General features: G+C 40.0%; 22 protein-coding genes and 4 pseudogenes. 11 read left to right on the top strand and 15 right to left on the bottom strand.

The window, feature by feature from the left end:
- Nucleotides 1-91 precede the first annotated feature (91 nt).
- Nucleotides 92-1,051: a quinolinate synthase NadA gene (gene nadA / locus GQR42_RS14325; RefSeq protein ID WP_158200471.1), complete on the bottom strand. Its 960-nt coding sequence runs from the start codon at nucleotides 1,049-1,051 to the stop codon at nucleotides 92-94.
- 376 nt (nucleotides 1,052-1,427) lie between these two features.
- On the opposite strand from nadA, the pseudogene GQR42_RS14320 reads away from it, so the two are divergent.
- From GQR42_RS14320 to GQR42_RS14310, 3 genes and pseudogenes are all read left to right on the top strand, one after another.
- Nucleotides 1,428-2,635 (top strand): annotated as a pseudogene (locus GQR42_RS14320) (RNA-guided endonuclease InsQ/TnpB family protein).
- A gap of 194 nt (nucleotides 2,636-2,829) precedes the next feature.
- Nucleotides 2,830-3,591, top strand: coding sequence for a twin-arginine translocase subunit TatC (gene tatC, locus GQR42_RS14315; RefSeq protein ID WP_158200470.1), 762 nt, complete (start codon nucleotides 2,830-2,832; stop codon nucleotides 3,589-3,591).
- A 97-nt stretch (nucleotides 3,592-3,688) separates the two neighbouring features.
- Nucleotides 3,689-4,723, top strand: a pseudogene (locus GQR42_RS14310) (IS630 family transposase).
- 451 nt (nucleotides 4,724-5,174) lie between these two features.
- Here GQR42_RS14310 and GQR42_RS14305 read toward each other — a convergent pair.
- On the bottom strand, nucleotides 5,175-5,372 hold the full coding sequence (locus GQR42_RS14305) for a hypothetical protein (protein ID WP_158200469.1): 198 nt from the start codon (nucleotides 5,370-5,372) through the stop codon (nucleotides 5,175-5,177).
- A gap of 70 nt (nucleotides 5,373-5,442) precedes the next feature.
- Entirely contained in the window at nucleotides 5,443-6,360 is a 918-nt protein-coding gene (locus GQR42_RS14300; protein ID WP_158200468.1) for a glycosyltransferase family 2 protein, read from the bottom strand.
- A 260-nt stretch (nucleotides 6,361-6,620) separates the two neighbouring features.
- Between GQR42_RS14300 and trpA the strand changes: the two genes are divergently transcribed.
- Entirely contained in the window at nucleotides 6,621-7,415 is a 795-nt protein-coding gene (gene trpA / locus GQR42_RS14295; RefSeq protein WP_158200467.1) for a tryptophan synthase subunit alpha, read from the top strand.
- A gap of 36 nt (nucleotides 7,416-7,451) precedes the next feature.
- Here trpA and GQR42_RS14290 read toward each other — a convergent pair whose 3' ends face one another.
- Nucleotides 7,452-7,637 (bottom strand): hypothetical protein, encoded by a 186-nt coding sequence (locus GQR42_RS14290; protein WP_158200466.1) that lies wholly within the window; start codon nucleotides 7,635-7,637, stop codon nucleotides 7,452-7,454.
- A 378-nt stretch (nucleotides 7,638-8,015) separates the two neighbouring features.
- On the opposite strand from GQR42_RS14290, the gene GQR42_RS14285 reads away from it, so the two are divergent.
- Both GQR42_RS14285 and GQR42_RS27815 read left to right on the top strand, forming a co-directional pair.
- Complete coding sequence (locus tag GQR42_RS14285; protein WP_158200465.1) at nucleotides 8,016-9,230, top strand: ABC transporter permease; 1,215 nt, start codon at nucleotides 8,016-8,018, stop codon at nucleotides 9,228-9,230.
- Nucleotides 9,231-9,577: 347 nt separating this feature from the next.
- Nucleotides 9,578-9,728, top strand: a pseudogene (locus tag GQR42_RS27815) (ISNCY family transposase); the annotation flags it as partial.
- A 222-nt stretch (nucleotides 9,729-9,950) separates the two neighbouring features.
- Here GQR42_RS27815 and GQR42_RS14280 read toward each other — a convergent pair.
- The 3 genes from GQR42_RS14280 to GQR42_RS14270 all read right to left on the bottom strand — a co-directional run bounded on the left by GQR42_RS14280 (nucleotide 9,951) and on the right by GQR42_RS14270 (nucleotide 12,104).
- Nucleotides 9,951-11,173, bottom strand: a protein-coding gene (locus GQR42_RS14280; RefSeq protein WP_158200464.1) for an ISAzo13-like element ISMae28 family transposase whose coding sequence is annotated in 2 segments (ribosomal slippage) — nucleotides 9,951-10,693 and nucleotides 10,693-11,173 — 1,224 coding nt in all. Because the reading frame shifts where the segments join, the coding sequence is not laid out codon by codon here.
- 149 nt (nucleotides 11,174-11,322) lie between these two features.
- Nucleotides 11,323-11,817 (bottom strand): GNAT family N-acetyltransferase, encoded by a 495-nt coding sequence (locus GQR42_RS14275; RefSeq protein WP_158200463.1) that lies wholly within the window; start codon nucleotides 11,815-11,817, stop codon nucleotides 11,323-11,325.
- Nucleotides 11,814-12,104: a type II toxin-antitoxin system TacA family antitoxin gene (locus GQR42_RS14270; protein WP_158200462.1), complete on the bottom strand. Its 291-nt coding sequence runs from the start codon at nucleotides 12,102-12,104 to the stop codon at nucleotides 11,814-11,816. Before GQR42_RS14270 ends, GQR42_RS14275 begins: the two co-directional genes overlap by 4 nt.
- A 354-nt stretch (nucleotides 12,105-12,458) precedes the next feature.
- On the opposite strand from GQR42_RS14270, the gene GQR42_RS14265 reads away from it, so the two are divergent.
- From GQR42_RS14265 to GQR42_RS14255, 3 genes are all read left to right on the top strand, one after another.
- On the top strand, nucleotides 12,459-12,719 hold the full coding sequence (locus GQR42_RS14265; protein ID WP_158200461.1) for a hypothetical protein: 261 nt from the start codon (nucleotides 12,459-12,461) through the stop codon (nucleotides 12,717-12,719).
- Between the two features lie 201 nt (nucleotides 12,720-12,920).
- A complete protein-coding gene (locus tag GQR42_RS14260; protein WP_158200460.1) occupies nucleotides 12,921-13,295 on the top strand; it encodes a nucleotidyltransferase family protein in 375 nt (124 codons plus the stop codon).
- Nucleotides 13,296-13,394: 99 nt separating this feature from the next.
- Entirely contained in the window at nucleotides 13,395-13,766 is a 372-nt protein-coding gene (locus GQR42_RS14255; RefSeq protein WP_233271014.1) for a hypothetical protein, read from the top strand.
- Nucleotides 13,767-14,102: 336 nt separating this feature from the next.
- Here the strand turns inward: GQR42_RS14255 and GQR42_RS14250 are convergent, their stop codons facing one another.
- Both GQR42_RS14250 and GQR42_RS27810 read right to left on the bottom strand, forming a co-directional pair.
- Nucleotides 14,103-14,960 carry an IS5-like element ISMae4 family transposase gene (locus tag GQR42_RS14250; RefSeq protein ID WP_002732125.1) on the bottom strand — a complete coding sequence of 286 codons (858 nt, stop codon included), beginning with the start codon at nucleotides 14,958-14,960 and terminating at the stop codon, nucleotides 14,103-14,105.
- Between the two features lie 223 nt (nucleotides 14,961-15,183).
- Nucleotides 15,184-15,351, bottom strand: coding sequence for a hypothetical protein (locus GQR42_RS27810; protein WP_170863687.1), 168 nt, complete (start codon nucleotides 15,349-15,351; stop codon nucleotides 15,184-15,186).
- Between GQR42_RS27810 and GQR42_RS14245 the strand changes: the two genes are divergently transcribed.
- Entirely contained in the window at nucleotides 15,333-16,268 is a 936-nt protein-coding gene (locus tag GQR42_RS14245) for an IS110-like element ISMae40 family transposase (RefSeq protein WP_079205656.1), read from the top strand. The two genes, GQR42_RS27810 and GQR42_RS14245, sit on opposite strands and share 19 nt — an antisense overlap.
- Before the next feature lie 282 nt (nucleotides 16,269-16,550).
- Here the strand turns inward: GQR42_RS14245 and GQR42_RS30020 are convergent.
- From GQR42_RS30020 to GQR42_RS27805, 6 genes and pseudogenes are all read right to left on the bottom strand, one after another.
- Nucleotides 16,551-16,933, bottom strand: a pseudogene (locus GQR42_RS30020) (type II toxin-antitoxin system VapC family toxin).
- Nucleotides 16,930-17,148 (bottom strand): type II toxin-antitoxin system Phd/YefM family antitoxin, encoded by a 219-nt coding sequence (locus tag GQR42_RS14235; RefSeq protein ID WP_158200459.1) that lies wholly within the window; start codon nucleotides 17,146-17,148, stop codon nucleotides 16,930-16,932. Before GQR42_RS14235 ends, GQR42_RS30020 begins: the two are co-directional and overlap by 4 nt.
- A gap of 16 nt (nucleotides 17,149-17,164) precedes the next feature.
- Nucleotides 17,165-17,386 (bottom strand): type II toxin-antitoxin system Phd/YefM family antitoxin, encoded by a 222-nt coding sequence (locus tag GQR42_RS14230; RefSeq protein ID WP_158200458.1) that lies wholly within the window; start codon nucleotides 17,384-17,386, stop codon nucleotides 17,165-17,167.
- 666 nt (nucleotides 17,387-18,052) lie between these two features.
- Nucleotides 18,053-18,505 (bottom strand): nucleic acid-binding protein, encoded by a 453-nt coding sequence (locus GQR42_RS14220; RefSeq protein ID WP_158200456.1) that lies wholly within the window; start codon nucleotides 18,503-18,505, stop codon nucleotides 18,053-18,055.
- Complete coding sequence (locus GQR42_RS14215; RefSeq protein ID WP_199273189.1) at nucleotides 18,502-18,804, bottom strand: hypothetical protein; 303 nt, start codon at nucleotides 18,802-18,804, stop codon at nucleotides 18,502-18,504. Before GQR42_RS14215 ends, GQR42_RS14220 begins: the two co-directional genes overlap by 4 nt.
- Nucleotides 18,805-19,297: 493 nt before the next feature.
- Nucleotides 19,298-20,587 (bottom strand): hypothetical protein, encoded by a 1,290-nt coding sequence (locus GQR42_RS27805; RefSeq protein WP_199273188.1) that lies wholly within the window; start codon nucleotides 20,585-20,587, stop codon nucleotides 19,298-19,300.
- Nucleotides 20,588-20,950: 363 nt separating this feature from the next.
- On the opposite strand from GQR42_RS27805, the gene GQR42_RS14205 reads away from it, so the two are divergent.
- Complete coding sequence (locus GQR42_RS14205; RefSeq protein WP_158200455.1) at nucleotides 20,951-21,097, top strand: hypothetical protein; 147 nt, start codon at nucleotides 20,951-20,953, stop codon at nucleotides 21,095-21,097.
- The last annotated feature ends 9 nt before the right edge of the window (nucleotides 21,098-21,106 follow it).

Genomic DNA, 21,106 nt, shown 5'->3' with positions numbered 1-21,106 from the left:
ACACTTATATTTGTCTTCCTTTTATTCTAAAATATTTCGGGATTGTTGTCGGCATTCTAGTTTACATATCATTTAGGCGCACTATAACTGATTAAGACATTTCTAACATTCTTTGAATCGGCAACAGTGCCTTAACTCTTAAATCTTCAGAAATAGTAATTTCTGGAGTTCTATCTCGCATACACAGATACAATTTTTCGAGAGTGTTCAGTCTCATGTAGGGACACTCATTACAAGCACAGTTATTTAAAGCTGGTGCGGGTATAAATACTTTCTCTGGGGCGGATTTTTGCATCTGGTGAATAATCCCTGGTTCTGTGGCGACAATAAAGGTTTTTTCGGAACTTTTCAGGGAATAATTTAATAGTGCCGTCGTGGAACCAATATAATCGGCATGGACTAAAACCGATGGTTCACACTCAGGATGGGCGATAATTTTTGCTTCTGGATGGGCAACTTTTAATTCTATTATCTTGCGTTCGGAAAAAGTTTCATGGACAATACAACTACCCTGCCAGAGAACTAAATCTCTACCAGTTTGCTGACTGACGTAACGGCCTAAATTGCGATCAGGAGCGAAGATAATCGGTTGATGGACAGGAATTTGATTCACTATTTTGACTGCGTTGGAACTGGTGCAGATAATATCACTCATGGCCTTAATTTCTGCACTGCAATTGATATAGGAAATCACGATATGATCGGGAGATTGGGCTTTAAAACGAGCAAAATCTTCAGGATGACAACTATCAGCTAAAGAACATCCTGCATCTAAATCCGGCAGCAATACCAACTTATCTGGATTTAAGATTTTAGCTGTTTCTGCCATGAAGTGAACCCCCGCAAATATAATCACATCTGCTGGCGTTTGGGCAGCCTGTTGGGATAAACCTAGAGAATCACCAATATAATCAGCTATATCCTGTATGTCAGAATTTTGATAGTAGTGAGCCAAAATAACGGCGTTTAATTCCCGTTTAAGCTCTTTAATAGCTGTAAATAGGTCATCAGGTAAGCTCGATCGATTTGCGGGTTGAACAGTTGTGAACACGGTGGGATTTATGGTTATTTTTACCAAATACTAAACCAGTTTCTATATCATAGCAAATTTTTTTGAGGAGATTAGGGAGTGGGAGCTTTTTTCAGTGATCAGTAAACAGTAAGCAGTAATCAGTGAAAAGACCGCAGAAAACTGCCATTTAATCCTGCTCACTTTATCTTAAGTGTCGGGTGAAGACCCTCAGTTTCACTGACGGGATGAAACCCGACCAGTATAAAAAAGCACTTCAACACATTTCGACAGGAGTTCGGCGAGGCTCACTCGGGCTGCTCAATGTAAAGGCTCAGTGACACGAAGCACGATTGAATCCTTGACAATTTTGTGCGGATGCGTTAGCATAAAAATAGTTGTTTGAGGTCGATAAACAATGATTGTCTTAGAAATGAAAGCTGTGGTCAAACCGAGTCAGTGTTCTGCCATTGATGAGGCTATTCGTACAGTACAATTCATCAGAAACAAAGCATTAAGGCTTTGGATGGATGCCAAGAGAGAAGACAAAATCGATAAATATTCTCTCAATAAATATTGTGCAGTTCGCGGCCATTCAGTTCAAGTTTGTCGATACTCTAAATTCTACGGCTAGACAAGCATCAGCCGAACGCGCCTGGTCAGCTATTGCTCGTTTCTATGACAATTGTAAGAAAAAAATAAAAGGTAAAAAGGGTTATCCTAAGTTTCAGAAAAATAATCGTTCTGTGGAATACAAAAACTCTGGTTGGAAACTATCGGAGGATAGAAAGAAAATAACTTTCACAGATAAGAAAAATATTGGCACAGTTAAACTAAAAGGAACTAGAGACTTAAACTTTTACCCTATCGACCAAATTAAACGAGTTAGGATTGTTAAACGAGCGGATGGTTATTATGTCCAATTCTGTCTAAGCGTTGATATTCGGGAATATGCGAAACCCCTAGAACCAACAAAAAGATGTGTGGGATTGGATGTAGGTTTAAAAGTTTTCTACGCTAACAGCGATGGGGAAACGGTAGAAATACCCCAATACTATCGCCAGGCAGAAAAAAGATTAAACCGTCTGAATCGTAAAAAATCTAAAAAGTTTAGAAAAGGTCAACCCCAATCAAACAACTACCAAAAGGCTAGAAAGAGGTATGCTAGAAAGCATTTAAGAGTAAGTAGGCAACGTAAAGGCTTTGTCGCAAAAGAGGCATTGCGCGTCATTAAATCTAACGATTTCATCGCCTACGAAAACTTAAATGTTAAAGGCATGGTAAAAAACTCTAGACTAGCTAAATCTATCAATGATGTGGCTTGGTCAACTTTTCGGCAATGGTTAGAATATTTTGGTTTTAAATATGGTAAGGCTACGGTAGCAGTAGCCCCCCATAACACGAGTCAAAACTGTTCTAATTGTGATCAAAAAGTCCCTAAATCTCTATCTACGAGAACCCATGTTTGTCCCCATTGTGGCTATGTAGAAGATAGAGATATTAACGCCGCTATCAATATTCTCAAAAAGGGACTAAGTACGGTAGGGCATACCGGAACTCAAGCTTGGGGAGAGATTTCCTCTGATTTGGTTGGACAAGTCCTGTCAGATTAAGAAAACTCGTTGAACCAAGAATCCCTCGCATGAGTGCGATGGGAGTGTCAAATTCTCTTCTCTTATCTGATCAATGACCCCTGATTAAGACTGTCCACTAAAAACTCACATCTGATAACTGGTAATTGATAACTGATAACTGATTCAAGGCTAAGGGTTATCAATGCTAGGATAAAGGCTTGAGTAGAGAACGATCGAGCCAAAGCCATGTCATCGACAGAAGTAAAAACCCCACCCCCAGACAGTCCTGAATTCCTCGATGAGTTACCAGGAGAAGTGGAAATGTCCTTATTTGACCACTTGGAGGAGTTGCGGCGCCGGATTTTTTATAGTTTAATTGCCGTGGCTGTAGGTGCGGTGGGATGTTTTATCTTCGTTAAACCCCTAGTACAAGTGCTGGAAGTTCCTGCCCAAGGGGTAAAATTTTTGCAGTTGGCCCCGGGAGAATTTTTTTTCGTCTCCCTAAAAGTAGCTGGATATAGCGGCCTACTGGTGGCTAGTCCGGTCATTCTCTTGCAAATTATCCTCTTTGTGCTGCCGGGGTTAACCCGTCGCGAACGGCGTTTAATTGTCCCGGTAGTCTTAGGATCGAGTGTTTTATTTTTTGCTGGTTTATTTTTTGCCTATATTGCCCTGATTCCCGCCGCTTTAAACTTTTTTGTCAATTATGGGGCGGAAGTGGTCGAACAAGCTTGGTCGATCGAGCGCTATTTTGAATTTGTCTTACTTTTACTTTTTAGTACTGGCATCGCCTTTCAAATTCCCGTTATTCAATTGATTTTGAGCTTTTTAGGCATTATTTCCTCGCAAACGATGTTATCGGGTTGGCGTTTCGTGGTTTTAGGGGCGGTGATTTTAGGCGCTATTTTAACCCCTTCCACAGATCCTCTCACCCAATCCCTGTTAGCAGGGGCGGTATTAGGTCTATACTTTGGGGGCATTGGGGTAGTGAAATTAACGGGACGTTAACTAGCTATACTTTGCACGGCTATAACTTGCATTTTTGACTCAAAGACAATAATATAGTTTAAGAGTCATAATTAGAAGCAAAGCACTCATTAAAAACATGATTAACCTAAAATTCACGGAGGAAGAAAAGAACTCACTGTATTAGGAAAGATTTCATCATCCTCATCCCCGGGTTCAACTTAAGATGGAAGTTCTTTGGTTAAAGAGTCAAAAGATACCGCAACCAAAAATTTGTCAGTTAGTGGGAATCTCGCCAAATACCTGACTAATTTATCTTCGAGATGCTCAAGAAGGCGGAATAGAAAAATTAAAATAAATCAACTTCTATCGTCCTAAACGTGAATTAGAGTCTCAAAGAGAAACGCTCAAAAAATATTTGGAGAAAAATCCACCAGCCACAATAAATGAAGTTGTATATAGGAGAGAAGAATTGACGGGAATAAAACGAAGTCCTCCCCAAGTGAGTAAATTCTTAAAATCCCTGGGAATGAAATGTTTAAAAGTAGGTTCTCTGCCTTCTAAAGCTGACCAGGATGAACAAGAAGACTACAAAGAAAAAAAGCTAGAACCCAGACTAAATGAGGCTAAAGAAGGAAAAAGGGCTGTTTTTTTTGTTGATGCCGCTCCCTTGGTTATGGGAGCTTTTCTCGGTATTGGTGTTTTGAGAGACTTTTCGTTAAGTCCCCGAACGGGCGTAAATGCTTTAATGTTTGAGGAGCATTAAATGCAATAACTCATGAAGTTATTCTGGTAACAAATGACACTTATATTACAGCAAGTCTGTGAACTCCGGTCAAAAATAGCTGCTTTAGGACTAAATATTCCCATTACTCTAGTATTAGATAATGCCCGCTATCAAAAATGTAAAATTGTTGAGGAATTGGCTCTTTCTTTGTCAATAGAGTTACTCTATCTGCCGTCTTATTCGCCTAATCTAAATTTAATTGAAAGGCGGTGTAAATTGGTCAAAAAGAAATGTTTGTCTGGTCAATATTATGAAAACTTTCCTGACTTTTCTTCAGCTATTTATGAATGTCTGAATGATGCCCATCTGAAACATAAAAAAGAACTGGATTCCTTGCTTACTCTCCGATTTCAGAAGTTTAATAAATCTCAGATTATCAACGTCTAAAGTATAACTTGTCTTGGCGATCTTCTAGCCTTGACTGGCGTTTTTTGACTCTCCCCTGTCTTTTTACCATTTTCGTCTGGTCATAAGGACTCTCCCCTCTAGTTAGGGTTTGCGGCAAAAAGTTTGTTAGTGGGGGCAGGGTGTGGGGTGTGGGGTGTAGGGTGTAGGGTTTTACCGATTTTGAGGTAGTCAGTTACCTAATTTTCAGGGAAAAAGTGCCTGAATTTTACCCCCGATCACTCCAATGGTCAGCACTTTTTGAGGGGAAAAAAGTCTAAAAGCCTTATCCAACAAGGTTTTTAGATTTATTCAGCCAACCCTAGTTAAAGGCTTTTTGCTCCCTATGTCTCTGGTTTTTAGAAAATCTTTCGATTTTTCGAGGTGTCCGTGAAATTGATGTCACAGCTAATAAAAAAAAGGCTCAGGATTGCTTTTTGTCTCTAGCTTGTTGTTAGGTAATTGCTGACTGATTAATAATAGTTAGGGTCTGCTGAAAAAGTTTGTTGGTGGGGTTAGGAGTCGGTCGTCGGTCGTCAGTAGCCGGTCGTTTCAGGCTTTGTTCCCCTCTCTTTTTGTACCAATTTTGTACTAAAAGAAGGATAATGCCAGGTTTTTGAGAGTCCCAATCCGATTTTCGCAGCATGAACATCGGATTTTAACAGGTCAAAAGCCTTATTTTAAAAGGGTTTTACCATTATTCAGCCAACCCTAGTTAAATGTTAATCGGCTTTTCCTTTTAGGGAGACGAAGTCAGACCTATGGGAATTAAGATTGTCACCATTTTGCGGGGGATGAAAAGGATTTCTGACTTCGGGGGGAGTGGGTAAACCCTGTTTCATTTCCGCCACTTTTAAGAGGATCAAATACTCATAAAAAGCTTGCAGAGTACACCAAGCAAAACCAGCTTTACCATCGAGAATTCCTGCCAAGATAAAATACATATAAAACCAACGAAGCAAGGGACGAAAAGGCAATCGTAGAGATAAATCTTTTAAAGCTCTCCGTCTATCTACTTCGGTTTTACCAAAAAATAAATTTTTCCAACTAACACCACCATTAGCCAACTGATGTAGGGTTTCTGCCGCTTCATCGGTAGAGTAACGATTATGTTTTTCAATCCAACGACTTAAACCTTTACTACAGGTGTAGTGGGGATAGGTTTCCTGTAAAAAAGAGGTTTTTCCTCGACATTCTTCCCTTTCCGTGTGACCATAATCGCTAAACCAGACTTGATCTTTTCTAAATAGACGCATTTGGTAACGAGGATACTGGGTGCTGCGACGGATCCACGTCCCCATAAACATAACTCTTTCGGCCACATAAAAACCAGTAAATTCTGTCTGTTGAGTGGCACGCAGACATTCTGCGTAGAGTTGGGGTGTCATCCTTTCATCTGCTTCGAGAATATAAACCCAATCGTATTTAGTCTCGATATTTTCTAACATCCAAGTTCTTTGTCTACCATGACTCTCGAATTGATGCTGAATCACGCACACTGGATAACGAGAAGCGATCTCTACAGTGCGATCGCTACTGTAGGAGTCAACCACAATCACATCATCGGATAGAAGTGCCGACTCCACACAGGCGGCAATATCAATTTCTTCGTTATGGGTGAGAATGTAAATGGAAAACATAGATATATGGTGTTTGATTATACGAAACCCGATCGGGCAGTAGTCCTATTTTGTACCGGAAAAAGCGGAATGAAAACCAGTTTATACAAGAGATTTTCTCAAAACTACCAGACTGCGCCTATTGTACCCTTGATCGCCATTTTGTCAATATTCCTTGAGTATTACTTGAAAAATTCTTTACCTGAGCTTGTAGCGACCGGCAATGAGCTATTCCCCGCCATGAGATAATAGAAGGTGCTTTATGTCTTCAGTAATTTTCGATGACTGCTGTTTCCGAGTGTTTTCGTTATCTTCGTTCCCAGGGCAATTGTGCCTTGATTCCCTTTATTACTGCCGGTGATCCCGATTTGTCCACTACTGCCCAAGCTTTACGTATTTTAGACCGGGCAGGGGCCGATCTGATCGAGTTGGGGGTTCCCTATTCCGATCCTCTTGCGGATGGTCCGGTGATTCAAGCGGCAGCCACCCGCGCTTTAAATCGGGGTGTCAAGTTGGAAGATGTGCTAGAAATTGTCAAAAATGCCCAGGGAGAGGTGAAGGCTCCCATTATTCTCTTTACTTACTATAATCCGATCTATCATCGCGGGATAGATGTCTTTTTAGACCAAATTAAAGCAGCTGGGGTGAGTGGTTTGGTGGTTCCTGATTTACCCCTAGAGGAAGCGGAAAGTCTGCTGCAACCAGCTGCTGCTAAGGGAATTGAAGTGATTTTATTGGTAGCGCCTACCAGTCCCCGCGAACGCCTACAAGCGATCGCCCTGCAATCGCAAGGTTTTATTTATCTGGTTAGTGTCACGGGAGTGACGGGAATGCGGAACCAAGTGGCCACCAGAGTGGAGGAATTGCTCGATTCTATTCGTTCTGTCACCGATAAACCCGTGGGGGTAGGATTTGGCATTTCTGACCCGACACAGGCACTACAGGTCAAAAACTGGGGGGCTGATGCGGTAATTGTCGGCAGTGCCATGGTTAAACGTCTGGCCGATAATTCCCCCAGCGATGGGTTAAAATCCCTCGAAGAATTCTGCCATAGTTTAAAACAGGCGATTCAGTGAGGGATTAGGGGTTAGAGGTGCTTCTACTGGCGAGAATTAGCCGTTATCGAAGGGAATTCCCGCTGCGGGGCGATCGAGGTAGAATTTCTCTCGGATTCCCTTTTCCGCTTGTTTTAATGCCGGGTGGTGGCAGTAGGGATTGTTCCCCCGACGATCAAATAAATCGGCTCTTCTCGACTTTGTGTGATAATTTTTGCTTATGGAATTGAACTTACTGGGCAAGACTTTTAGGACTATTTTGCGGATATTCTATCAGCATAGACCTCGTTGCCACACAGAAACCAGAAGAGCCGTTAGTTATCTTTATCTTTATCTTTATCTTTATACCTGTTTACTGTTTAAGTATCTAAGCACAATTAATTACACATCTAAGCCACTACTCCGTCAGACTGCTGCTGTGATCAGTAAACAGTGAACTGAAAACTCAAATCCGATCCCTAATAGCTGTCTTGTGAGTCTCGGAGTCTCGGAGTCTCGGAGTCTCGACTAGGAAATTAATTTTGCCGACTACTTACTGTTCACTGATTACTGTTTACTGTTTACTGTTTACTGTTTACTGATCACTGTTTACTGATCACTGATCACTGAATGTAACTAACCATGGAAATACTCGAAAACCTGAAAATGGCTTTTTCCGCTTTGATGGGCAATAAACTGCGTAGTGGTCTAACCATGCTAGGAATTGCTATCGGTAACGCCTCCGTCATTGCCCTAGTGGGAGTGGGTGAAGGAGCGCAAAAAGTTGCTATCGAGCAGTTTGAAGCGCTCGGTCCGAATGTTTTATTTGTTTCCACCTCCTCGCGCAATGTCCGGCGGACAATTCCTAATCCCCGGCCCCTCACCTACGAAGACGCTCAAGCGATCGCATCTCAAGTTCCCGCCATTGCCGCCATTTCTCCCGAATTGAGCGGTACAAGAATCTTATCCTTCGGTAATAGAACCAGTAATAGCCCCCTGATCGGGGTGGGAGCCGAGTACCTAAACGTGCGTAACCGTCAACTATCTAAAGGTAGATTTATTATGGAATCTGACCTGAAACGGGATAATCGCGTGATAGTCTTGGGATCGGAATTAGCTAAAAATCTCTTTGGTAATCGCAATCCCGTCGGCGAAAATCTTCGCATCGGCAATCTTAGTTTTCAAGTCATTGGAGTTTTGCAGGCGAAAGGCTCCTTATTTGAGACTAATCAGGACGATCGAGCCTTAATTCCCCTAACTACCATGTCTAATCAGGTTCAAGGCCGCAGAGCTATCTTTGGCATTCCCCTAACTCATATTTCTGTCTTGGCCAAAAACTCCGCCCAAATTAAAGCCGCCCAGTTTCAGATTAGCAACCTGCTGCAAATGCGTCATCAGGTCAGCGATGAGAATTATGTGCAGATTTTCCCCCAAACCGCAGTCTTAGAAATGGCCAAAGAAACTAACGATAGTTTAACTAGAATGTTAGCCTCGATCGCCAGTATTTCCCTTTTTGTCGGAGGAATCGGCGTCATGAATATTATGCTGGTGTCAGTCACGGAAAGAACCCAAGAAATCGGGTTAAGAAAGGCTTTAGGAGCCAAAGAAGGGGATATAAAAGGTCAATTTCTCATTGAATCGGTGATTTTAGCCACCACTGGCGGAATTATCGGGATTTTTGTCGGCATTCAAGGAATGTATCTAGCGGGAATTTTTGCCGCTTTAACTACCAGTGTCTCAATCCCCGCGATAATTCTCGCTTTAGGAGTTTCCAGTGCCATCGGTCTGATTTTCGGTGTTGTTCCCGCTCATCGTGCCGCTAAATTAGAGCCAATAGTTGCTTTGAGAAGATTATAGTCGCCGAAACTATCCAATCTATCCTACTTGATCCTGACCAAGACAAAGAAGTCAGCAATTCTCATTTTGAAATAAATAGAGCATTAACCCCGATTTTGGCAGGGGAAATATAGTACAAAATAACTATTTTCGAGGAGAGGCGATCACTAAAAAAACAATTGGTTGGACAAATTAAGTATAAATACTCAAGCAATCAAAGGGGTTGGCTGAGAACGAACGGGGTTAATTCAGGAAGATAGTTCTGTTTTTAGAATAGGGAATTCAAGGGAAATAAAAATTTATAATTATTGTCAGCTAAGGTAAAATGGGGGAGTTAGAAATCCACCAGCACGTCAAATTATTCCAAGATGGCTCAAAAAGCGGCAACCCTAGGAAATTTCGGAATTAAGGCAATTTTTACGTCAAAAATTACATGATTTACCCGATGAGAGGAAACCTAGAAATAATAGAAAATATCAGGTAGAAGATGCCGTGATGGCTGCATTTTCAGTCTTTTTTAGGGACTTCCAGAGAATAAAATACCCAACAAAAAAATAGAAAAGTGTTTTTTTGAAAAAGTAATTATTTTTGTCTAGGAAAACAAAGAGTCTCCCATTACAACCTATTTTTCCGAAAAAATAGCAGCATAAACTTTTATACTTCCGAGCTTTTTCGAGTATAACAAGGACAAGTTAAAGAATCAAATACAGTTTTTAGCTAACCATCTTAGTTAACTACAAACTAGGTCTTATCATAATAAATATCAATAAACCATTGCCCCAAATCGGGAAAGTCTTGATTCGTTGATTCTGTGAGACGTTCGATTTTTTCTTCGATTTTTCCCCTGGCTTTTTTAGTAAGCTTTACTCCTTTTTCGTAAGTTTCAGTAATCAACTTAACAATCGGGTGTTTTCCTTTCCAAGTCATAGTTTGGGCGAATTTCAAAGCGGTTTCGATTTCATCTAAAATACTCCCATTCCAAGGGTTTTCTAACACAGCCCAGGTTCGTTCAATAGGATTATATTTACTATGGTAGGGGGGATAGTAAGCTAAACGTATATTAACTTGATATTTTTGGGAAAACTCAACTATACGTTTCATAAACTGAGTTCGTCTCGAATTATTTTCTGGGCCATTATCTTGATTAATTATCAAAGTTTTAATTTTCTCAAAACGAGATTTTTCCGACTCCCAGAAATCTTCTAATATATCAACAATAAAGTCACGGGTGACTGTGGAGGCAGTGAAATACAAAAACAACTCATCAAATTCTGGAATAAATATTCCGTAAGGGGTTAGGGTTGTTTTCGGATTAAAATCATGATCGTTTGTTTCGACAGTTATTCTATTCTTACCTCCTCGATCCAACAGTCCAATATTAACACGGGCTTTGGCATCTAAACTAAGACGTAACATCGTAGGGTCTTCATCCGCTTCCCGATTAATGTTAGCTAATTCCTCACAGATTGCCTCGGTTTCTGGAATTTTTTTTGAGGTAAAACTTTAGCGACTCTTTTCAGACGATAACCTAAGTTATTTAATTTAACCCGAATAGTTTCCTCGCTCGGTAAATCCTCATCACTGTACCCATATTTAGAGATTAATTGCTTTCGGACTTCGGCCGCACTCAGTCTCACATAAAGCCTTTGGCTTTTAAAACTTGGGTCAGTTTGGCTTTGAGAATCCACTAAACTTTTGATGTTTTCCAAGAGAAAAGGTAAATGTTCTTCTGCTTTTTTCCGCCCCTTAGCTGAATGATTATCAACACAAATAATACCTCTTTTTAGTTCTTTAATTCCTTGACGAATAGTAGTTAGATTCCAGCCTAACTCCTGTGCAGCAAGGGTTTGTCCCCCATAGCCTAATTCTAAGACTGTTTGCGCCATGAATCTTCTTTTAGCTGCACCTTTTAATTGAAGTGCAGTTTCACTGAGCAATTTCTTGAGGGAATCAGTTAATTCCATATACACTTACAAAGAAAAACTTGATTAATAATGTACAGGATTAATTCTACTACAAAATTGGAAGGAGGAGGCAACCATCGACCCCTACCTCCTACACTCCGAGAATGATTATTATTCTTGAGAATGAATAGTTTATTTTTTGGAAGTCCCTAAGCAATACAAGCGCGTAAATCATTAAGAGTAATCATCAACGTCATCGGTTCAAGAGGAGACACATCAAAACCTAAAGCCAAATAAAAATTCTTAGCTTCTTCTGAAATAGCATGAACAATAATTCCCCGAATACCAATGGTATCAGCCGCTTTAACAACCCGTAGCGCACCATCACGAAATAAACCGCGTCCTAAACCTTGACCTTGGGAAGAAGTATCTACTGCCAATCGTGCCAAAATTACCACTGGAATTGGGTTAGGCATATTCCGCCGAAATTTACCATTAGCTGATTGTATACTAATCGCCCCGGAAGCAAGGGCGTAATACCCAACTACCCTATTGTCAACGCAGGTAACAAAAGTTCTAGTTGCACCACTGGCTTGATTAGCATAAGCTCGACGCTTCAACCAATCATCAAGAGAAGTAATTCCACAGGAAAAATCAGTGATTGAGTGATAACTAGCCAGAGGTTCAGGTGGTGTCAAATTCATTCCTTCTCCCAAGGTGCGATCGTCTGCATGGTTTTGCGTAAACGTTCATTAGGTTGAGGTGGTGCATCTAGAAGTGCGATAAATTCTGCATAAGTCTCTGGACTAGCCCAAAAAATAGTACGTTCGAGCAAAGTTTCCTCCGCAGCATTCCGCGCGGCTTCCAAAATAAAATCAGTTCTATTCTTACCTTGCACTTTGGCTGCCATATCGATCAAATTGCGTTCTTCTCGCTTAATTCGCAAATTTAGGGTATTACGCGGAGTCTTACTTTTTGTTTTACTACTCATAAGATGGGGGTGTAATTCCAAACTTAATTATTTTAACATAATGTAGTGACAACGACATTACACTATGTATGTACGATACGATACCAGGATTTTTCAGAGAGATGAGCATCATTTGATGAAAGTCTAGGCTTCAAACCTTTCCATTATAACTGATAGTATGTCACTAAAGTAACACACCTTAATTAGTGTTGGTTTTTGTTGTTTCATCTGCATAGCAGCGTCGAAGACTACTCAACCCACAAGATTAGGCGTGCTACTACGCATTGCTGTAGGCATCGCACTAGAGGGAGAATGGGTTTACCCTTTCAATGTTTTCAAGTAAGATCAGTAAGTATTTAAACAAGCATAATTCTCATGAGACAACGAATTTATGAAGGAACTTGGGAAGAAATCGCCGTCTGTGCTTCTGAATTAAAAGGAAGAAAAGTAAGGCTCATCGTACTGGATGCCATTTCAGGCGAGGAAAAGACACCCCCTAGTAACTCCCTAGCTGAGGTCCTTAAGGGAAAAGTGGGTATCATTGAAGGAGCTTCCCCAGATCTTTCTACCCAAACAGGAGAAAAATTTGCGGAATTAATGCAGGAAAAACAGCTAAAAAGAGAGGAATTATCTTGATTTTGTGCGATGCTTCTGCGCTTATTGCCGTACTGAGTCGAAATGACAATAACCATCAACGCTGTAAGGTGTGTCACTAAAGTAACACACCTTAAATAAAATATTGTTGGGTTTCGTTGCCTCAAACCAACCTACAAGATCGGCGATCGCCTATCACAAAAATTGCTATTATAGAAACTATTGATATTAAGGGTAATCATAATGACACCGTTAACTGAAGAACAAAAACAAGAGATTATTACTGAAGTTTTAGCAGCGAGAGCAAACCGTAAACAATTTCTCTTAGAGATGAAACAACGGCAACAAGCAGGGTTAAAAATTGCTCAAAAATGTGCTAATCTCCTTAAAGAGAAGTATGGAGTCACGAAAGTTGTTTTATTTGGTTCATTGTTAAATGATGAAGAAATAACTCCCCATTCTGATCTTGATTTAGCGGTTTGGGATTTACCAGAGAAAGATTATTTTAAAGCGATCGCAGAATTAGATAATGGACAGGATTTTGAGGTGGATTTAGTAGAAGTTCAAAAGGCTCATTCCTATATTTTAGAGGCAATTGCTCAGGGGATTGAACTATGAATAATTTACTAATTCAAGATAGAATTAATCAAGAAAATTCTTCAATCTCTGCAACAGTTAGAGATATTTTTAAGAGAATTATCTAATCAATCGTATGTCATGTATCAAAACGCATTAATTAATTCTATTGCGCTTAATTTGCATGGAGTTTATACTGGAATTGAGCGTATTTTTGAGGTTATTGCTAAAAAAATTGATCAAAGATTTCCAACGGGGGATAAATGGCATCGAGATTTATTAGAGCAAATGTCTGTTGATATACCTAAGGTGAGAAAAGCGGTTATCACAGAAGAAACAAGGCTCATTTTGGATGAGTTAAGGCGGTTTCGTCATCTGGTGAGAAGTGCTTATTCTTGCCAATTAGATGAGGAAAAGGTCTTAATCATCGCCCATCAAATTGTTAATTCTTATCAAACCATAATCAATGACATTCAATTGTTTTGTAATAATTTAAGCAAGGGAAAAACTTAATTAAAGATAACCCAATTCCCAATCATAATAACTTACCCACAATCTTTTAATATCAGATCATGGGTAAGTTGCTGGGTTTCGTTGCCTCAACCCAACCTTAGAACTCTTGCAAATTAATTATATGTTATAATAATGGGTTAACTAATTTTCCCCAAAAAATTAGTTAATCAGTACATTCGTCCTGAATGAAAACTTGAAGTTTAACTTTTAACTCAAAACTCTTTAGAGCTGCTTTAATTTGGTTATCAAAACCTCTTTATTTAAGCGGCACAAACTATCTCAATTATAAAAATTGAGAATAAATTATCCTTGACTTGCTTAATCTTTAGGCAACTTTTAAGAAGCTGCTATACCTATCCCTAACTCACAGTTATAAATAGCCGCCAACAAGTTAACTCTTAAACTATATCTTCGACGACGATTCCGATATTTACAGGATAAGATTTTAAAGATTTTGAGTTTCCTATTTATATGTTCAATGATAATCCTTTCTTTGGCTAAAGCCTTGTTATACTCTTTTTCTAACTCTGTTAATTTTCTATTTTTCGATTTCTTTTTCGGTGTATAACTATTACTATGGTATGCAGCTATTCCCTGATAACCACTGTCTTCTATGCTGGTAGTTAAAGGATGAAAACGAACTCGACTTTTTTTAAATAAACTAAAATCATGACCTCTACCTTTCCCACAAAAGACACAGATAATTTCCTCGGTATTTTGATCAGCTACTAATTGGGATTTTAAAGTATGATAACCTCTTTTACCCGAAAAAAAATCTTTCTGTTTCTTTTGGGGGCGTTCAATGGGAGTTTCCGTTACATCCATTACCGTTATGACCGGTATCTCTGCTTGATTGAGTAAAGCTTTTTTTCCTTTTAAACGGAAGTTTCCCGATTGTAAAAGCATTTTTTCCGTCTTATTTACAATCCGACATATAGTTGATTCTGATAGTTCCCAGCTTGTACCAATGTGAAAATATGTTCTATATTCTCGCCAATATTCTAACGTTACTAAAACTTGTTCTTCTATAGATAGTTTAGGTTTCGGTCCCCTTTTAGATGGTGAATTAGAGTCGGCTTCAACACTTTTTACTGATTCTACCATCTTTCTATATGTTTGTTTATACACACCGAAACGGCGTTTGAATTGTTCATCTGATAAGTTTTGATAATCCATAATTTTGCTAATAAACATAGCAAAATTATAGATGATTTCCTGACCTAAGATCACATTTTATTCTTTTTTCCACTTCAATCTAAGAATTGAGAAAAAAGCAAAACCTTACATTATACCATAAAAAAATTATGCAAGAGGTCTCTTGTATCTTGAGAAGTAGGCAACCCGTCCCAACCTAGGTAAAAAATACCGCTTTGTAGCTTGGGTGCCTATATTCTGAAAAAGGGCGTGGACATCCAGTTCAACCGAGGTGCTTGACACCGTTGGGTAGCCACCGGAGCCACGCCGTCATCCCGATGAGACAAGCTCGAACAATCGCTGGAGGATTAACCTCGTATTCGCAAGGACGAGTTACCAAAGGGACAAAATAACTTAACCCCAGCATAAACGATGACAGAAGAAAAAACATGGGTAGGGATCGATGTCAGTAAAGAGGTTCTAGATATCTACGTGTTGCCGCAAGGTCTGACCTTGCAACAACCCAACAGCGACGTTGGCGTTCAATCGCTGATTGAACAATTACATCCTCTCTCACCGAGTTTGGTGGTGGTGGAATCGACGGGTGGATTAGAGCGCGCACTCGTATCGGGCTTACAAGCCGCCACAATACCGGTAGCGATCGCCAACCCCCGCAAGGTCAAAGGGTTTGCGACGGCATTGGGGAAAGCAAAAACGGACAAATTGGACGCACAGGTAATCGCTCAATTCGCACGAGCCGTGCAACCCCAACCCCAACCCGTGGTTGCCCCCCAAGCCCAACAATTGAGCGACCTAGTACGACGACGACAGCAGTTGGTGGAGATGCAGGTGGCGGAGAAAAACCGCCTCAGTCGTGCGTCTGAGACGGTGCAACTAGATATCAAAGCCCATATTGAGGAAATCCAACAGCGTATTGAAAGCCTCAACGAGCAGATTCAGTCCCTCGCCCAACAGCAAGCCGATTGGCAACGCAAAAATGAAATCTTACAATCCGTTAAAGGGATCGGCAAAGTTTCATCTGCCCTATGTTTGGCGGAATTACCCGAGATGGGAACACTCTCGGAAAAACAGATTGCCCGGCTGGTCGGGGTCGCTCCTATCAACCACGATAGTGGCCAGCACAAGGGTAAACGCATGATTTCGGGGGGACGCACCTCGGTTCGCTGTGGCTTGTACATGGCCACATTGGTAGCCATTCGTCATAACCCGGTGATTCGGAAGTTCTACGAACGGTTGTTGACCAATGGCAAGTTGAAAAAGGTGGCCTTAGTTGCCTGTATGAGGAAATTGCTGGTTATCCTCAATGCCATGATTCGTGATAATAAATGCTGGCAAGCACCCGCTTAGTCCAGTTTTCCGAACAATTTCATCGCTGACAAAACGGATGACTGGTGCCGTTACTTTGTCTTGCCTATTTGGGGTACAAAAGATTTTCTTTATTCCCCTTGACTTTTAAGACAATCGCTACAAGATCGGCGTACTGCTACAAGGTATGCCACCACAGTAACACACCTTTATTAGTGTTAGCTTTCGTTGTTTCAATCTAATCTAGAAGAAGTGGCTGGATCATTGGGAGCTATTCCTTCATCTTGATCTAAGATCAATAATATTTCCATTTGTTGAGTTACACTAAATAAGCGCAATCGAATATTGACTGAAAATTGAATCATTGTAATGATAGGCAGATTTTCAGCCATAGATTGAGCAATAATAATGCGATCAAAAGGATCTCTGTGGGGAAAAGGTAGAGAAGCATTAATTTTTAGATGCTCTAGTTCAAGATTTAGTAAAACAATCCTACTTTCGTTCACTTCTTTCTCAATAAACTCTTCATAGGAAGGAACTAACCTTAACTTTCCTAAATTCTATTTAATAGACATTTCCCAAAGGCTGGCGATACTAAGGTAACTAAAATTGTTCTCATCTTCAATTAAATCTTTGAGAGCATTGCTTAATCTAGGATCGTCATTAACAAACCAAAGAAAAATATGTGTGTCCAATAAAAAAGTCATTCCCTGGAATTTTGAAAGTCTTCAAGAGGTTCATCAAAGTCATCGCTCATCCATACTTTTCCCTTAGCACTTCCTCGTTTTAAGGGTCGTTTGATGGGGGAAATTTTGGCTACTGGCTCGTCGCCTTGCATAATAACGATTTCTTCTCCGTTAATTGCCAAATCGAGAAGTTTTGAGAGATCGGATTTAGCTTGAGCTATATCTAATTTAGTCATAATGTTAAATCTCTATTTAAGTTTTCAAAAAATCTTGCAAATGTTCTTCGTCATCAGCTACGATGGCAATCATTCCTTGACATAGTCCGGGGCGCGGACGTTGGGGCGATGTGGGTATTTGCCCGATTAATTGGGCAATCGGACGATTGTTGTCGGTGATTAACAATTCTTCCCCCAGTTTGAGATTGTCAATCAGTTCGGGGAGTTTAGCCTGGGCTTCTTTGAGAGAGATGATCATGGATGTTGGGTTCTATTTAACTCATGCTGATAACGCTACAATTTTAACTGAATCTCAGCAAGGAATAGATAAAATACGGTTGGGTTTCACCATCGTTCAATCTTGCCTACACTTTCTTCGGTGCGCTTTCAGCGAGTGGCGTGCTGCTATGCAGTGCCGTAGGCATCCCACTGAATCTAACCAAGGGACTTGCGCTTTGATAATGTACCTTTTGGGCGAACGCAGTTCGCCCCTACATTGTGGACAAAATCCGTTACTGTCGGGGCGCAAAGCTTGCGCCCTCCGCGCGGAGGGGGTTTGCTGATCACCCTAAGTAGGGGGAGAGCCTTCGAGAACCCCTGCAGCTAAGGGACTTGCGCTTTGATAATGTGCCATCTGGCTGGTCTGATTCTTCTACAGAGCGATTTTCAAAGCTGGGATATTATTCCCACGCAAGTCCCTAAAGGACTTACGCAGGTACGCTACCCGTAGGGGCAATTCATGAATTGTCCCTAGGGGTAAGTAGGGAGGCACAATTATTTATAGGATGGATTAGCGGTAGCGTAACCCTTGCTGGTGTTGGGTTTCGTTACCTCAACCCAACCTACAAGATCTACAAGATCACTAACCTACACTCTTCGGCGATCACAAATTATGAAATATAAAAAAGTGATTGCCCATGCCCATTTAATCAATATCTTGCCAATTTAATGCTGTAGCAAATCGGCTCAAATGACCAACATTTGTTGTTGCAATAATTACTTCTGCCGTCTCATTGGCCAATATTTGTGCTTGAGCAGCTAGAATAACATCCCCATCTAATGCCTTGGGATCGGCAGTGGGTTGTCCCCTTTTTCTGACTTCTGCCCAAAGATTTGCGGCTAACAACATGGTATCTGTTTGAATAGGAATATATTCAAGGGTTTGTGTTAAATGATCGAGACGACGGACACTTTTTAATAAATTCGCACGGAGCAGTTCTCGACGGACTTCATAATCTGCAATCTCAGGAATCGCAAATCGTTCACCTCGTTTTAGAAGCGTTTTTAGCCACTGTTGACAAGCGAGCGGAAGTCCTTTGGCCTTGGGATTTGTTACCATACCTAATCGACCCGAATCTAATAAAATTAAGCGATTCATGGGAATAGGGGGCGATCTGATAAACGGTCTTCATCTATAGCCTTTTTTAAATAGTCCCAAGTTTGTTGATGTTCGGAAGCATCTTCATCTTCGCTTAACCAAGAGTCTAAAAGATTAATCGCTGCTTGATTTTTTTGAGCTTGTTCTGGGTTAATAATCGCTGAAGTTGTTGATGGAATTGTTTGTCGAAATTGGCGCAGTGTTTCTAGTAGTTCTGTCCAATATTCTCTGGGGGTTGCTTCTATTTCAGAGATTAGCAATTCGAGGGAGATTGGCGATCGCTTGGAAGAATTTACCACAGATACTACTCACAGGTTAGAGGCTATCTTTCAATTCTAATTGATCTAAGCAGAAAATAAATAAGCTCTCCTGATGACTGATAGATAAAAGGTATGTCACTAAGGTAACACACCTTTATTAGTATTGGGTTTCGTTGTTTCAATGGAACCAAGAAGAAAGGGCGATCGCACTAAATGCTTTAGTAGTGATTTAGGAGTGCAAGTGATCTTTGACATTACTCCAAAAGAATTATTCAGTAAAGTGTTGACAGGATTAGATGATTTGTCTAACTCTGCAATTCTATATAAAAATTAACATAATTGGTTGAGTTCCTGATTGTTCATAATTTACTCCTTTAGATATTTTTGAATTATCTTCGTTTTTTGAACTGAAATGGATAAAAGGTTAGGTTTTAAGTTAACTCAATTAAAGAAAACCTAACCCAATAAGATTTGTGTTGACAAAGAGCGTCTTTACAATAGGCACCAAAAAAGTGTCAAAGCTAAATCAGAATTAGTTAAGAATGCTAAGTTTCTGATTCGGTAGTGTTGAAAGTTTTGAGGTGTCGCCTGTTGAATCGGCAACAACAGGACTGCTAGAGTTAACTACTGTCAAGCTTTCACCATTGTTAAATTCAATTGTGGTTGTTTCAACAAATACATATCCCTGAACAGGAATAAAGCTAGTACCGACAGCATCAATACTACCCTGAATGGTAACAAGTGATTGCTGAACTTGAGACAGTGACTTAAGAAAACCTTGTTTTTCAGTGCTATCAGCTTCGACGTTTTTGTCGTGAGCATTTTTGTAATGATTATAAGTTCCTCCTCCAAATAGTAAGCCAAACGCTCCAGCGAGAACACCACCTAGAAAGCCACCCGCAGCATAGTTTTCTTCAAGAGTATGCCATTCTTCTTTAGAAAAATTGTGCTTTTGCGAGTCCAACCATTGCTTAAAACTATTATTGCTGATGGTGTTTATAGTGAACTTAACATCTAGGTGCGCTGTAATTCCACGCTGTACGCTGACACCTGCGCGAGTGACAAGACCATATCCGTTAGAGATTTTAGCTGACTTATAGTTCGTATCTTCTGTATCTTTCTCAGCAAAGATGCCAGCAAGGGTGATTGTTCGTAGAACTCCAATAGGACTACTTATAGAAGAATAACTCATGGGAACATTAGCCATCTGAATATTTGCACCAAGAACAGGACAGGCAAGATCAGCAATGGTAGTTAGAGTCTGTAGAACTGTGGATGCTTTGCTTCCAATCACCGGAATTTTGCTGATAATTGGCATTAAAACCGGAATATATGGTTTTAATGTATTATAAGTCTTACAAACTTCTTGTAAACTTGGTACTGTTAAATTAGCAGGAACAGGGTGAGACTGCTCAAGTGCTTTAAATTGTGAGAGTGAGGCACTAACTTCTGCTGTTTCTGGAACACTTAATACATTTGTGGTAATTCCTTCTTGATAACTCATTGCTCCTATTGGCATAGAAATTAATGCCTCCATAGGCGTTCTTTCCACAGTTGGGATATTGGACTTAATGAACGATTCTATTGTGCTACAGGGAAGAAAGAAAGAACGTTGAGTAATATTGATTGTAGCTGTTTGTCCTGCTACTGAATAATAATTTCCGGCTACTGTGCCAAATACAGGAACAGGTACAGAAAAATTCCCGTCAGATAGACCGCCCGAAATTGTACCACCATGTTGATGAATTAACGATGATATTTTATCGAACAAATCTTGGGCAGTTCCAGAAAAATTGACGTTAAAAGGAGCGCACGAAGCCATGATATTTACCTCAAATTAGTTGAAATATATTGATATTCAAGACATTCTCAAAAATCCATTTCTGAATTTTTTGAGTTAGCCATAATGCTTTTAAGCAAAATGCCTTGTCTTTTGGGTTAAAAGTGATTGGTTTAATCACCTTTGATACCAGAATAAGTTTTATTTTGAGTAATGGCAATCTATAAATCTAATACTTTTCTAATAGGTTTTTTCGAGCAGAATATTAACTTTTATCGGAAATTATATTAGATTTATATTAACTTTCAAGCGTCACTTTATGGTATAATCCCCTAACCCTTGAAGTAGAACAGATGAATTAATCAGACAGATTTAAGAGATTAAACCCGATTTACCTTAACTAGAATGAGTAAAACTCTTTTATATGCTGATTTGTTGCGATTTCAGGGATTTATTGCTGGATTTATTCAAGGAAAGCCTAAAAAACGCCCGTTTTTCTCAGAAAATCAAGAGATGCGATCGCTTTCAAAGATGAAACCAGATGCTATTTAGTCGTAATCT

Source organism: Microcystis aeruginosa FD4 (assembly GCF_009792235.1).
Lineage (GTDB): Bacteria > Cyanobacteriota > Cyanobacteriia > Cyanobacteriales > Microcystaceae > Microcystis > Microcystis viridis.
Note: the sequence above shows the minus strand (reverse complement) of the source record. Positions and strands in the feature narration are given on the sequence as shown.

Bases quoted from the DNA above. Each gene is read 5' to 3' on its own strand.
- GQR42_RS14305 (WP_158200469.1), bottom strand. From the start codon at position 5,372: ATGTTCATGCTGCGAAAATCGGATTGGGACTCTCAAAAACCTGGCATT.
- tatC (WP_158200470.1), top strand. From the start codon at position 2,830: ATGTCATCGACAGAAGTAAAAACCCCACCCCCAGACAGTCCTGAATTC.
- GQR42_RS14245 (WP_079205656.1), top strand. From the start codon at position 15,333: ATGACAGAAGAAAAAACATGGGTAGGGATCGATGTCAGTAAAGAGGTT.
- GQR42_RS14230 (WP_158200458.1), bottom strand. From the start codon at position 17,386: ATGATCATCTCTCTCAAAGAAGCCCAGGCTAAACTCCCCGAACTGATT.
- GQR42_RS14285 (WP_158200465.1), top strand. From the start codon at position 8,016: ATGGAAATACTCGAAAACCTGAAAATGGCTTTTTCCGCTTTGATGGGC.
- GQR42_RS14265 (WP_158200461.1), top strand. From the start codon at position 12,459: ATGAGACAACGAATTTATGAAGGAACTTGGGAAGAAATCGCCGTCTGT.
- GQR42_RS27810 (WP_170863687.1), bottom strand. From the start codon at position 15,351: ATGTTTTTTCTTCTGTCATCGTTTATGCTGGGGTTAAGTTATTTTGTC.
- GQR42_RS27805 (WP_199273188.1), bottom strand. From the start codon at position 20,587: ATGGCTTCGTGCGCTCCTTTTAACGTCAATTTTTCTGGAACTGCCCAA.
- GQR42_RS14260 (WP_158200460.1), top strand. From the start codon at position 12,921: ATGACACCGTTAACTGAAGAACAAAAACAAGAGATTATTACTGAAGTT.
- GQR42_RS14220 (WP_158200456.1), bottom strand. From the start codon at position 18,505: ATGAATCGCTTAATTTTATTAGATTCGGGTCGATTAGGTATGGTAACA.
- GQR42_RS14255 (WP_233271014.1), top strand. From the start codon at position 13,395: ATGTATCAAAACGCATTAATTAATTCTATTGCGCTTAATTTGCATGGA.
- GQR42_RS14205 (WP_158200455.1), top strand. From the start codon at position 20,951: ATGAGTAAAACTCTTTTATATGCTGATTTGTTGCGATTTCAGGGATTT.
- GQR42_RS14235 (WP_158200459.1), bottom strand. From the start codon at position 17,148: ATGACTAAATTAGATATAGCTCAAGCTAAATCCGATCTCTCAAAACTT.
- GQR42_RS14300 (WP_158200468.1), bottom strand. From the start codon at position 6,360: ATGTTTTCCATTTACATTCTCACCCATAACGAAGAAATTGATATTGCC.
- trpA (WP_158200467.1), top strand. From the start codon at position 6,621: ATGACTGCTGTTTCCGAGTGTTTTCGTTATCTTCGTTCCCAGGGCAAT.
- GQR42_RS14250 (WP_002732125.1), bottom strand. From the start codon at position 14,960: ATGTTTATTAGCAAAATTATGGATTATCAAAACTTATCAGATGAACAA.
- GQR42_RS14275 (WP_158200463.1), bottom strand. From the start codon at position 11,817: ATGAATTTGACACCACCTGAACCTCTGGCTAGTTATCACTCAATCACT.
- GQR42_RS14270 (WP_158200462.1), bottom strand. From the start codon at position 12,104: ATGAGTAGTAAAACAAAAAGTAAGACTCCGCGTAATACCCTAAATTTG.